The organism is Rhodococcus sp. KRD175 (assembly GCF_017168275.1).
In the GTDB taxonomy this organism is placed as follows: Bacteria; Actinomycetota; Actinomycetes; order Mycobacteriales; family Mycobacteriaceae; genus Rhodococcoides; species Rhodococcoides fascians.
Genome location: NZ_JABFAQ010000003.1, coordinates 1 through 11,687, shown reverse-complemented (window position 1 = coordinate 11,687; position 11,687 = coordinate 1). Strand labels below are relative to the sequence as shown.

The 11,687-nt window shown below is 66.8% G+C and carries 15 protein-coding genes; 8 read left to right on the top strand and 7 right to left on the bottom strand.

From position 1 onward, the window contains the following. Positions 1–213: 213 nt before the first annotated feature. A complete protein-coding gene (locus J1M81_RS03445; protein WP_206492267.1) occupies positions 214–522 on the top strand; it encodes an alkylmercury lyase in 309 nt (102 codons plus the stop codon). Positions 523–580: 58 nt separating this feature from the next. Here the strand turns inward: J1M81_RS03445 and J1M81_RS03440 are convergent, their stop codons facing one another. From J1M81_RS03440 to J1M81_RS26125, 6 genes are all read right to left on the bottom strand, one after another. Then, positions 581–928, bottom strand: a complete 348-nt coding sequence (locus J1M81_RS03440; RefSeq protein WP_206497609.1) for a DUF3703 domain-containing protein — start codon at positions 926–928, stop codon at positions 581–583. Then, positions 925–1,443: a signal peptidase II gene (lspA, locus tag J1M81_RS03435; protein ID WP_241257668.1), complete on the bottom strand. Its 519-nt coding sequence runs from the start codon at positions 1,441–1,443 to the stop codon at positions 925–927. The genes J1M81_RS03440 and lspA overlap by 4 nt, the downstream gene beginning before the upstream one ends. Beyond that, complete coding sequence (locus J1M81_RS03430; protein WP_206497608.1) at positions 1,440–3,392, bottom strand: cation-translocating P-type ATPase; 1,953 nt, start codon at positions 3,390–3,392, stop codon at positions 1,440–1,442. The genes lspA and J1M81_RS03430 overlap by 4 nt, the downstream gene beginning before the upstream one ends. Beyond that, positions 3,389–3,766, bottom strand: coding sequence for a helix-turn-helix transcriptional regulator (locus J1M81_RS03425; RefSeq protein WP_206492269.1), 378 nt, complete (start codon positions 3,764–3,766; stop codon positions 3,389–3,391). Before J1M81_RS03425 ends, J1M81_RS03430 begins: the two co-directional genes overlap by 4 nt. 167 nt (positions 3,767–3,933) lie before the next feature. Then, positions 3,934–4,074 carry a transposase gene (locus J1M81_RS03420; protein ID WP_206497607.1) on the bottom strand — a complete coding sequence of 47 codons (141 nt, stop codon included), beginning with the start codon at positions 4,072–4,074 and terminating at the stop codon, positions 3,934–3,936. A gap of 176 nt (positions 4,075–4,250) precedes the next feature. Beyond that, entirely contained in the window at positions 4,251–4,613 is a 363-nt protein-coding gene (locus J1M81_RS26125) for a hypothetical protein (RefSeq protein WP_241257667.1), read from the bottom strand. 800 nt (positions 4,614–5,413) lie between these two features. On the opposite strand from J1M81_RS26125, the gene J1M81_RS03410 reads away from it, so the two are divergent. Both J1M81_RS03410 and J1M81_RS03405 read left to right on the top strand, forming a co-directional pair. After that, on the top strand, positions 5,414–5,701 hold the full coding sequence (locus J1M81_RS03410; protein WP_206497605.1) for a hypothetical protein: 288 nt from the start codon (positions 5,414–5,416) through the stop codon (positions 5,699–5,701). Between the two features lie 100 nt (positions 5,702–5,801). After that, a complete protein-coding gene (locus tag J1M81_RS03405; RefSeq protein ID WP_206497604.1) occupies positions 5,802–7,520 on the top strand; it encodes a ParB/RepB/Spo0J family partition protein in 1,719 nt (572 codons plus the stop codon). Positions 7,521–7,677: 157 nt separating this feature from the next. On the opposite strand, the gene J1M81_RS03400 is transcribed toward J1M81_RS03405, so the two are convergent. After that, positions 7,678–8,043, bottom strand: coding sequence for an Lsr2 family protein (locus J1M81_RS03400; RefSeq protein WP_206497603.1), 366 nt, complete (start codon positions 8,041–8,043; stop codon positions 7,678–7,680). Between the two features lie 419 nt (positions 8,044–8,462). On the opposite strand from J1M81_RS03400, the gene J1M81_RS03395 reads away from it, so the two are divergent. The 5 genes from J1M81_RS03395 (at position 8,463) to J1M81_RS03375 (ending at position 11,459) form a co-directional block, all read left to right on the top strand. Then, entirely contained in the window at positions 8,463–8,723 is a 261-nt protein-coding gene (locus J1M81_RS03395; RefSeq protein ID WP_094659240.1) for a hypothetical protein, read from the top strand. Between the two features lie 127 nt (positions 8,724–8,850). Then, positions 8,851–9,780 (top strand): hypothetical protein, encoded by a 930-nt coding sequence (locus tag J1M81_RS03390; protein WP_206497602.1) that lies wholly within the window; start codon positions 8,851–8,853, stop codon positions 9,778–9,780. 236 nt (positions 9,781–10,016) lie between these two features. Then, positions 10,017–10,229: a hypothetical protein gene (locus tag J1M81_RS03385; protein ID WP_206497601.1), complete on the top strand. Its 213-nt coding sequence runs from the start codon at positions 10,017–10,019 to the stop codon at positions 10,227–10,229. A gap of 130 nt (positions 10,230–10,359) precedes the next feature. Next, complete coding sequence (locus tag J1M81_RS03380; protein WP_206497600.1) at positions 10,360–10,524, top strand: hypothetical protein; 165 nt, start codon at positions 10,360–10,362, stop codon at positions 10,522–10,524. 86 nt (positions 10,525–10,610) lie between these two features. After that, a complete protein-coding gene (locus J1M81_RS03375; protein WP_206497599.1) occupies positions 10,611–11,459 on the top strand; it encodes a hypothetical protein in 849 nt (282 codons plus the stop codon). The last annotated feature ends 228 nt before the right edge of the window (positions 11,460–11,687 follow it).

Below are 11,687 nucleotides of genomic sequence, written 5' to 3'. Positions count from 1 at the left end.
CCTACACGGCGACCAGGTCGGCATCGTGCTCGCAGCGCTGGCAGACGCCGACGTCGCCAGATACGCTGTTGGTTCACTTCGACGCGGCGGTTTGAAGCCAGGTCGCCCACCGAATCGGGCACATTCGTACCACCTGAAAAGTGCCGCTACCCATAACGGGTGCCGCAGGACGGCCCGATTGTCAGCGCACATAGCAAGGGGCAGGATCTAGGTATGAAGGTGGAGATTCTGTATTTCGATGGCTGCCCGAACTGGCAGGACGCGGCCGACCGGGTCCAGGCGGCGGCTGACACGGTCGGGTTGTCCGATGTGACGATCGGCTATCGGCGGATCGAGACAGAGGAGGAGGCTGCGGCGCTGCCGTTCGCCGGTTCCCCAACGATCCTGATCGATGGCACGGACGCATTCGCTGGGGCGCCGGCGGTGACCGAGTTCGCGTGCCGCGTCTACCCGACGGGGACCGGACTGGCCGGATCGCCCACCGTCGAGCAGCTGGCCCAGGTCCTGCGGAGCCGAATCTAGCTCGCAGAGTGTGAGAGCCCCCTGCCTTGGCGGGCGACGGTTCCCGTGAAGATACCCGCTAGGGCGACTGCGCCAGGATCACTGCCATCTCGGCCGAGAGGGGCATCGTCGTCATGAGCCCGGCACGGGTACGGCCGGTGTTGCCCTCGGGGTAGCGGCCGAGGGCCGAGCCGGGTGCGGCGACGACGATGCGAACGATCTGGCCGAGCGCCTCGCGGCGGTCACGTTGGTGCAGGGCGAGTCCGAGCATGGCGATGTGATTGCGGGTGTGCGGCCACAGGTAGGGCTGGGAGATGATGTGGGCGCGTTCGAGGTGATGCCACCGTTCGTCGGCCTCGCCGGTATCGCGGGCGGCGACCATCTCCGCGGTGTAAGCCTGGCGCAGATGCTCGGGCATTCCGCTCATGGCGTGGGCTCCTTGCTGGTGGTGGTGTCGAGGAATAGTGCGCAGATCACGAGCAGGACGCCGCCGGTGATGTAGACGTCGGCGAGATTGAAGGTGGGCCACCAGCCTGTGTGGAAATAGTCGGTGACCTTGCCATCGAGGATCCGGTCGATGACGTTGGCGGCGGCACCGGAGACGATCGCGGCGAGCCCGACGCTCTGGAGCCTCGGGCTGCCGGGTGCGGTGCGCCAGGCGAACACACCGATACCAGCGGTCACAGCGGCGGTCACCGCCACGATCACGATGGTGGGGAGCTGCGCGCCGAGACTGAACGCGACCCCGCTGTTATAAGCCAGCCGCAGGTCCAGCACCCCAAGCCCGATGGTTCGCCCGCCAGCGAGGCCGGAGCGGGCCATCGGATCAACAATGAGCGCCGCCGTAACCAAGAGGCTGGCGACGACCAGGAGCCAACGTCGGCCCGTGCCCCGCCGGGGCACGGCCGCTGACGGCGGCTTCATGCTTTCGGCATCAATCATGACCGGGCTCCGCCGACCGGTTCAAGCACCCGAGGGGTTGTGGGCATGGCCAAGATTTTTCGCGCGCGGCCCGCCCGGACACCGTTGGCGATGACGACGATCTCGGCGACCTCATGGACGAGCACTACCGCCGCCAGCCCCAGAACCCCGAACAACGCGAGCGGCATCAGCACCGTGATGATCGCCAAGGACAGGCCGACGTTCTGCAGCATGATCCGACGCGAGCGGCGTGCATGCCCCAGGGCCTGGGGCAGGTGGCGCAGATCCTCGCCCATCAATGCGATATCCGCGGTCTCGATCGCGACGTCGGCACCCATCGCGCCCATCGCGATCCCCAGATCCGCGGTGGCCAGCGCCGGGGCGTCGTTGACGCCGTCCCCGACCATCGCTGTCGGCCGATCCGCGCGTAGAGCAGCGACGATGCGGGCCTTGTCCTCGGGCCGCAAGTCCGCGTGCACCTCGTCGATGCCGACCTCTGCGGCCAGGGCGCGGGCGGTGCGTTCGTTGTCGCCGGTGAGCATCGCGACGGTGTAGCCGCTCCTTTGCAGCTCGGCCACGACCTCGCGGGCCTCCGGGCGCAGCTCATCGCGCACCGCGACCGCCCCGATCACCACGCCGCCGCGTTCGATCAGCACCGCGGTGGCACCGGCATGCTGCATCCGCTCGATATCCCCTGCCAGGGGGCCGGGGTCGACCCACCCGGGCCTGCCCAACCGGGCTGCAACACCATCGACGCGGCCAGTCAGCCCCGCGCCGACGACAGCATCGACCTCCTCCGCCGGAACGACGTTGTCGACAGCGGCGAGGATCGCCCGAGCGAGGGGGTGCTCGCTGCGCGCCTCCAGCGCGGCGGCAACTGCCAGCACCTCGGCTTCGGTGGCACCGCCGGTGGCGGCGACCTCGATGACCTCGGGCCGATTACGGGTCAGGGTGCCGGTCTTGTCCACGGCGACACCGCGGATCCGGCCGAGGGCTTCCAGCGCCGCGCCGCCCTTGATCAGAACACCGAACTTGCTGGCGGCACCGATCGCGGCGACCACCGTCACCGGGATCGCGATCGCCAACGCGCACGGGGACGCGGCGACCAGCACAACCAGTGCCCGCTCAATCCACACCAGCGGATCCCCAAACAGGCTGCCAACAGCGGCAATAACCACGGCAGCGATCATCACGCCCGGGACCAGCGGCTTCGCGATCTTGTCGGCCAGGCGCTGTGCCTCGCCCTTGCGAGACTGCTCGGCCTCGACGATCCGCACGATCTTGGCCAACGAGTTGTCCTCGGCACCTGCCGTGACCTCAACCTCTAGGGCACCTGTGCCGTTGATCGATCCGGCGAACACCTCGGCCCCTGGCCCGGCCTCGACAGGCATCGACTCGCCTGTGATCGCCGAGGTGTCCAGGGCAGTGCGCCCGCTGCGGATGATGCCGTCGGTGGCGAGTCGCTCGCCGGGCTTGACGATCATCGTTTCCCCAAGCCACAGCTGCGCCGGGGCGACGGTCTGCTCGCGGCCGCCCCGCCGCACGGTGGCGGTGTCCGGGACGAGGGAGAGTAGGGCGCGCAGGCCGCGGCGGGTGCGGGCGACGGCATATTCCTCGAGGCCCTCGCTGATGGTGAACAGGAACGCGAGCATCGCGGCCTCGCCGACGGCGCCGAGCAGCACCGCGCCGACGGCAGCGATCGTCATCAGTGTGCCGACGCCGATCTTGCCCTTGGCCAGGCGTCTGAGTGTCGAAGGGACAAAGGTGTAGCCGGCGATCAGCAGCACTGCGGCCTGCAGGGTCAGCTCGGCCGCGGGCGGCCCGCCAGCCCAGGCGACGGCGTACCCGGCCACCAGCAGCACCCCGGCGATCACCGCGGCACGGATCTCGGTGACCTGCCAGAACCTCGCCGGCTCCTGCGCCTGGTCGGCACCGGGTTCGTCGGGGCCGCAGCCGCAGGCGTCGCTCACGACTGCTCTCCGGTATCGGTGCCGTAGTTCAGGCATAGCGCGACCGCGTTCCCCGTGGCGGCCAGCAGAGTCTCGGCGGAGGCGAGCAGGTCCATCAGCTCCGGGCGAGCGAGGGAGTAGAACACCTGCCGCCCTTGCGGCCGGCCCTCGACAAGGTGGCAGTCGCGCAGGCACGCCACGTGCGCCGATACCGTGGACTGGGCCAGTCCGAGTTCGCCCACCAGGTCCGCCACTCGGGCCTCCCCGTCGGCAAGACGGCGCACGATCGCGAGCCGTGTGCCGTCGGAGAGGCTGTGGAACAGCGCCACCGCGGCGTCGAGTTCGGTCCCCGCGCTTACCGCGGTTGGGCAACCGCCAATGTCTTTGATCGTCATAATGCGATGATAGTCATATGTAGCGATGATTGATACGTCGGGCCGCACCCGGGGGGCTACGGAGGCCGCCGGCGACCAATTGTCCTCGGTGCCCCCGTGGGCCGGCACCGCTCTACAAAAATCGAGAAACCACACCGAAGACGCGTTAGTAGAGATCCGCCCCCCATCTAGGGCGTGTCTCCCAATCGGCGTAGCCAGGTGAGAATTGCGCAGAGGGTGACGGCGGCGCGGTAGGTGATCGCGAGTTTGTCGTAGCGGGTGGCCAGCGCTCGCCATTGCTTGGCCAGAGCGAAGCCCGAAACCCCCACCTACGTAAAGAAACCCGCCGAACCCACCGCACGAAATACGACTACACCGACACCACGCACGAATACCCCCACGACGACCTCGACACCCGCCACGCCATCACCCGTACCATCGCCGCCCACCTCCAACCCGACCACGACCACTCATGGTCGCAGTTCGACTATGACCTGTCCGGGGCCTACCTGCGCAACACGAACTTCAGCGACGCGGTATTCGCAGGTGAGACAACATCGTTTGCGGGGGCGACATTCAGTGGCGACAACGGCACCTCGTTCGTTGGTGCGACGTTCAGTGACGGCAAGTTGACCTCGTTCTCGGGTGCGACGTTCAGCAGCAGCGAGTTCACCTCGTTCCAGGATGCGACGTTCAGCAGCAGCGAGTTCACCTCGTTCCAGGATGCGACGTTCAGCAGCAGCGAGTTCACCTCGTTCCAGGATGCGACGTTCAACGGCGACCGCACCTCGTTCGAGGATGCGACGTTCAACGGCGACCGCACCTCGTTCGAGGATTCGACGTTCAGCGGCCGGTATACCTCGTTCAATGGTGCAAGGTTTAGCGGCACTCGGCACACCTCGTTCGAGGGTGCGACGTTCAGCAGCAGCGCGTACATCCTCTTCGATCGTGCGGCGTTCGGCAGCCGGTACAGCTCGTTTGAGGGTGCGACGTTCAGTAGCCGATTCACTTCATTCAACGGTGCTTCGTTCAGAGGCGACCGCACTTTGTTCACGGGCGTGACGTTCAGCAGCGATACCACGTTGTTCGAGGAACCGCGATCGTGGGTAAATGTGTGGGTGGATTGGGAACGTCACCCGCACAGCGTGTTCGGGCCTCTTCTGCCGCAACCAGATTCCGTACGTCCACACGAGTGGCCGCCCGTACCGAAGCCCTGACAGGGCAGGTGCTGCCGCGACACTGAGCGTGGCCATCTTCCGTCGCTCCCGCACAGTCACCGCGCGAGCTCCACGGGCGGGAGGTGGCCACGCCGCCGGCGTCGATCAACGGTCCCGCATCCCGCCTGCCGGCGGTGCCGGCCACCTGCGGTGTCCACCGAATTGAACTCCGCTTCGCTCCGCACTCACAAGAGCAAAGAACGTTTTTTCACTCGGTTCTGGCTACCGGCGAGCATTCATCACCCGTGACCTCCGCATCAACCGCCGGCGTCCGCTGCGCTCCCGACCCAAGGGCTCCGGAAACTTTTCAAAGCGCCTCCGGCTGAAAACTTTCCGGCCCGACCCTTGACACTCCGGCCCCGTGCGCTGACTTCTCTCCTCACGCCAGAAACGGCGAAAAAACGTGGCAGGGCAAAGGGCCAGGCCACCAGTTGAGAAGGGAAGTAGCGACATGCACGACACCATCACAGGACCGAGGACGGTGGGACTGCGCACCGCGATCATGACCGCCATCGGTCAGGTACCGGCGGAGGTCAAGACCCACGCACTCGTGCAGATCACGGCCTACACCGAGCAGGTCAACCGAGCCGCATCGGACGCGAACTCGACCACCGTCGACGCGCACCTCGAGCGGGCCGCGTTCTGGGCGTGCACCGCCCGCGAACACGGAGCCAGTGAGGCCGAAATCCACGCCGCACGGCTCGCAGGCCACCACCACGTGGCCACCGCCCGGCAGTAACCCCCGAGGCCCGCACCCGCCCCGGAAAACAAGAAACACCGGACAGCTCCTAACTGCCCGGTGTCTCCAACCGAAGAATCTATCAGGGAGAGACACCACCATGACCGCAAGAATCGAAACCACCACCGCCGCAACCGAAGCCCCCACGACCGGCACCACGCCGGTCGTGGGGGCGGGCGAGGAGTACGCCCGCCTGCACCCCACTGCCCTCGAGGTCGGACCGAACGTCCGCGACGAGGTCGACACCGAGTCGGCCAAGTTCCGTGCGGTCGTCGCCTCCATCATCGAGCTCGGTGTGCTGGTGCCGATCCTCGCGCGTCGCGACGGTGACCTGGTCGTCGTCATCGATGGACAGGTCCGTACCCTCGCCGCGATCGAAGCCGGTGTCGAGAGCGTGCCGGTACTGATCCGGACCGCCGCGAGCAAGGCCAAGGATCGAGAAATCGAACGTCTCACCAAGCAGGTGAACACCAACGACTGCCGCATCGCGCTTACCGACGGCCAACGCGCCAAGGCCGTGACCGACATGCTCGATCTCGGTGTCTCTGTCACCAAGATCGCCAAGGCGTTGCACTACGACAATCGGGAGACCGCGAAAACCGCAGGTACAGCGGGCCGTTCGCAGACCGCCCGCGCGGCCCTCGACGCCGGGCAGCTCACCCTCGACCAGGCTGCGATCGTCGCGGAGTTCGACGCCGACGGCGACACCGCCGCCGTCGAGAAGCTCCTGGGAGCGCGGTACGACTTCCGGTGGATCGCGCAGCGTTTGCTCAACGACCGTGCCGAGCGCAAAGCCCGCGCCGAAGCAGGCATCCACTACGCCGAACGAGGGTTCACCCTCCTCGAGGAAGAACCGGCCTACGGCGACCCGTACCTGCGCGCAGACGATCTGGTGACTGTCGACGGTGGCCCAGTGACCGACGCCGTGATCGACGGCGCAGCGGGGCACTGGGCGGTGTGGCTGTCGAAGGAAGAGCGATACACCCTCACCGCCACAGGCGAAATTATCGAAGAGGACAGCATCGACTGGGACACCGAGGACGACCTGTCAGCAGAGCCCGAGGCCGGACTGCACCACCACAAGGACATCGGAACCGTAGAGGTCTGGGTGCCGGAATACTTCACCGCAGACCCCGACGCCGCTGGTGTGAAGCCAGGGCCGATCCTCGCGGCCGCGTTGGCCGCACCCGCCGGTGACGTGGACCCCGCCGACGCCGAGGCAGTCGCCCAGGCGGCCGAGCAGAAGCGGCTCGCCGCCGAGGCGGCAGCGAAGGAAGCCGAGAGGGCCGCGCGGCGGCGCACCAAGGCGCTCAACGTCGCATCGCTCGCCGCGACCGTGGTCCGCAAGGAGCTTCTGTCGAAGTTCTTCACCAGCAAGACCCTGCCGAAGGGTGCCGCGAAGTGGATCACCGACACCCTCGTCGAAGAGCCGGGACTGCTCACCCAGAACAAAGCCTCCGAGCACCTCGCTGAGCTGCTCGGTGTCACAGTCGACAAGCCCGCGTCCGAGCGGTGGGGCGACTGGAAAGAACGCGCCGCACGCGATGCTCTGGCACCGGTGATCGACAAGGCCAGCGACACTCGCGCGCAGGTGATCCTGCTCGCGCAGATCCTCGCCGCCTACGAGGCACGAATGAGCGGGACCGGCAAGGATTGGTGGAAGCGTAGCGGCTACGGGAACCAGGACAACTACCTGGACCTACTGGTCGAGCACGGTTACGACCTGACCCCGGTCGAGCAGGTCGCAGCCGGAACGCTCACCCCCGAGCAGGGCTACGACGCCTTGACCGCCCCCACCCAGGAGAGCATCACCGACTAGGAATCGGAACCGGTAGCGGGTACCTCTACGGTGCCCGCCACCGGCGGCTCGACGTCCCCGGCCCGGGTCGAGGGGGCCTGCGGCGGCCCCTCGAGCTCCCCCGCTCGGCGCACCACCCCCCGGCCCGCTCGCGTCGACGCAGGCGGCTCACCGCCCGTCAGTGTGCGGCGTTGTATGCCTCTTCGATATCGGCCGGAATCCGGCCACGTTCGCTGATCTCGTAGCCCTGGTCGAATGCCCACTGCCGGATCGCGCGCGTCTGCTCCGGATCACGTTTGACCGATACGCCGGCCACTGTCGCGGACGCGGCAGCGGGGGAGGGCTTACGCTTGCGGCCACCGACCCGTGTCGCATGCCCGACGTAGTAGTCGAGTTTCTTGTGAAACTCGTTCGCGTTCTTAGCTTTCAGGTCGATCGAGTACTCGACGCCGTTGATCGCGAACTCGATCGTCTCGCCGGAATCGTCGTCGATGACCGACCCGTCGATATCGTCCACCAATTGGGTTGTCACTCGTTTGGCCACAGCCGGAAAACCTTTCATCGACACATTCGCAATGCGCAACCGCATTCGTCTTCTCGAGGATAACCAGCGGCGATATCCGCATTCTTCATCGACACGGTCATTCGAGCCGCATTCGATTTCCCGGAAACGGACATGCAGGCTGCGGGAAAGTAATACAGCTGGGCCACTGGTGAGCTATTGAAGCGGCCACAGACTTTGCAGTGCAACAGTATTCGGTCGCGTGAACGCGTCCGCACGTCCCCTTCGGGGCCGCCCCATATGGGTCACCATTTTTGGTCGTACGAGTCGCCCGAGTCTGACATGCCGGGGACCCCGACCAGTCAACCCACGGTCGCAAGCTCCCTCTTCGGGGTTGACAGGCCACCCTCGTCATGTCGATCGGGGACGTCTCATCCGAACCTTTGGAAGGTGTCCCTGACATGAAGAACTGCGAATTGCTCAACGATCACCAGATCATCACCGGCCTCATCGGCGAAGCCGCTCAGCTCCCCGCCGAAGATCCGCGCGCGGTTCGGTGGGCCACCGAAGCGCTCGCGCTGGCGCGCGTGCTGGAGCTGGAGCTGCTCATCGAGGAGGCCGAGGGAGTGCTCGGACGGATCGAGCACGACACCACCTGCCGGTGGTGCGCCGGGCAGCCGGGCGCAGCCATCCCGGTCGGGTCCTTCTGGTGCACCCACTGAGCCAGCCCCCCACGGGGGTCCCGGTCCCACCATGGGGCCGGGACCCCCATTTTTTGGCTCCCATTCCGTTATCGCAACGTAATGAAATGAAACGTAACGATATGAAATGAAATGGTAGAGTTCGGCCATGACCGCAGCCGAGCCGCCCCGCAAGCCAGGCCGACCCCGCATCCACGCCAGCGCGTCCGATCGGGTGCGGGCACACCGAGCCAGAGCAGCAGAAAAGGCCGGCAAAGGCGCGGCAGTTGCCGGTGTCGACGAAGCCGACACCGCAACTCCCGAACTCGCCGTCGCCTCCCTCGCCGCTGTCCTGCCGGCCCTGGCCACGCAGGCCGAACAGATCACCGCACTGGTCCAGCGGGTCGAATCCGCGATCGGCACCGTCTCGGACCCCAAAGCCCTCGACCAGCGTCTCGAGCTGATGCGCGCCGAAACCGCACGCACCGTCTCCGCCGCCGAAGAGCGCGCCGCGGCCGCCGAAGCGGCCGCGCATGCTGCGACCGTCCGCGCCGACGCCCTCGACGTCGAGAACGACGAGCTCCGCTCCGATGCCGCCGACGCATGGGAGCAGACCGAAGCAGCGGAGCAGGCAGTAGCGCAGGCCCGTACCGACCTCGAGGAGCAGAAGGCCGCACACCGGCGCGCTCTCGACGAGCTCGATGCGCGCCAACGCGCCGAAATCGGCGCCCTGGAGGACGCTCACGACTCCATCGTGGCTTCGCTCAACACCAGTCACCGCGAGGTGATCGACCGGTACGATGAGAAGGATCGCCGCCTCGAGGCCGAGCTGGCCGAGCTGCGCGCCGAAGCGAAAAGCTTGCGTGCCGATCTCGCCGCCGAACGCTCCGCACACCAGGACGACAATCGCAGTAACGCAGCAACACTCGCCCAGCAGCGCACCGACGCCACCAAACGCGAGGTCGAGCTGCGCCGCGACTACACCGAACGCATCGACGAACAGAAGACGATCGCCGCAGACCTACGCGAAGAAATCTCTCTGCAGCGCGCCGAACTCGACCGACTCCGTGGCCTCGAGGAAGACCGCCGCCACAACTGAAAGACCCGGGTGTCGGGGACGGTCACGCGGGGGAGTGGACGTCCACTGCATTACCTCGCCGCCTCCGGCGTCGCCCCATACGGGTCACCAAGGGGGTCGTACGAGGACGCCGAGTCTGACATGCCGGGGACCCCGACCAGTCAACCCACGGTCGCAAGCTCCCTCTTCGGGGTTGACAGGCCACCCTCGTCACGTCCGATCGCTGCGTCTCATCCGAACCTCGAAAGGATCTCGCCATGCTTCCAGATCGCCTCTCCGCCATCGCATCCGCCGCTCACAACCGCGGCGCAACGATGGCCACCCACAACCTGGGCGGACTGCACGCGGACGTGCACCACGCCACGATATGGGGCCAGTGGGTCGCACCCGAGCAACTCGACACCCGAACCTGGGAATGCCTGCTCGGCAAACACCGTACCGACGAACCGATCGAGCCACTCAAGCTCTAGGCCGGACGGCCCCGCCCACACCGGGCGGGGCCACCGCCCGCCCCATCTGGTCGGCCTCCACGCTCGTCCAGTCATTCACACGAATGACTGTTGCCGGAACCAACTCGAGCCCGGCTGCGTCCAAGTGGGTATGGACCACGACGACCGAGCCGCCATCCGAGATGAAGGCCACGACCCCGACCACCCGGCCGTCGTCACAGCTCTCGACCAGGTCGAACGCACCCTGATCTTGTACCGGCACCTCGCGTGGACCTTCACCGCGGCCGACCTCGACGGCCACCGTTTACCCCGCTGAACTGTCTCACCAGCGCATTCGACAGTCGAACACCCGTTCGATACTCTGGCTGTAGTTCCTACCGGCACGGCGAAAGGTCGATCCACATGGCCACCGCCGACGCCATCCCCGACCTCACCGGACTCGACAAAGCCACCCAACTCGACGTCCTTCGCCGCCGAATGGCCACCGTCCCCGGCGGCCGCCGCGACCATGCACCCGCCGACTTGCCCACCATCGCCCCGCCCGATCGGGTCGAACCCCTCGACCGGATCACGCCCGTCATCGACGACGACCCGGAACCGCTCACCGCCGCTGTACGCGGCAAAACCCTCCGGACCATGCCCGTACCTCCGCCACTCGCCGCTCTGCTCCCACGTCGAGCTCTGGCCCGTGGAACCGCCGTCACCGTCACCGGTGCCGGATCGATGCTCATCGCCCTCATCGCCGAAGCGTCCGCCGCCGGCCACCACGTCGCCCTCATCGGCCAACCGAGGTTGAGCCTGCTCTCCGTCCACGAACACGGCGGGGATCTCGCGAAGGTTCATCTCGTCGATCCCGGGGCAGGCGATCCGCTCGACGCCGCCTCGATCTGTCTCGACGGGTTGGATTTGGTCGTGACCACCGTCCACGGACGAGACATACCACCAACGCGTGCAAGGGCTTTGCTCGCGCGCAACCGCCGACACAGCAGCATCCTGGCCATCACGGACGGACGCATGCCCGGCATCGACCTCACGATCGCATCGACCGTCATCGGCTACGGCGGCATCGAGCAGGGGAGGGGCCGCATCAAGTCGATCACTCTCGAGACCACCGTCCATGGACGCGGAACCCAACAGCGGACCGGCCGCTACACCCTCACCGCCCCGAGCTTCGGCGAGCACGGCCTGCGCTGGACACCCGCACCCGCCGACGAACTCGCCGGCCGCCGACCACTCGCGGCCGCGCAATGACCACCGACAACTCCGCCGGCATCTTCGACTCCTGGCCCACCACCTTCGAGCCACCCACCCGCCGCATCGTCGATCCACCGAGGTCAGTGAAAGTGAATGTGTTGTAGACGGGGTTTGCCTCTGACCACTGTGCATCCGATTAGTATCCCGCTGTTTCGGGCCATCACCAACGAGGGTTCGACACCTGCCCGAATCACGCTCGGACCATGAGCTGCCGCTGTAGCGGAG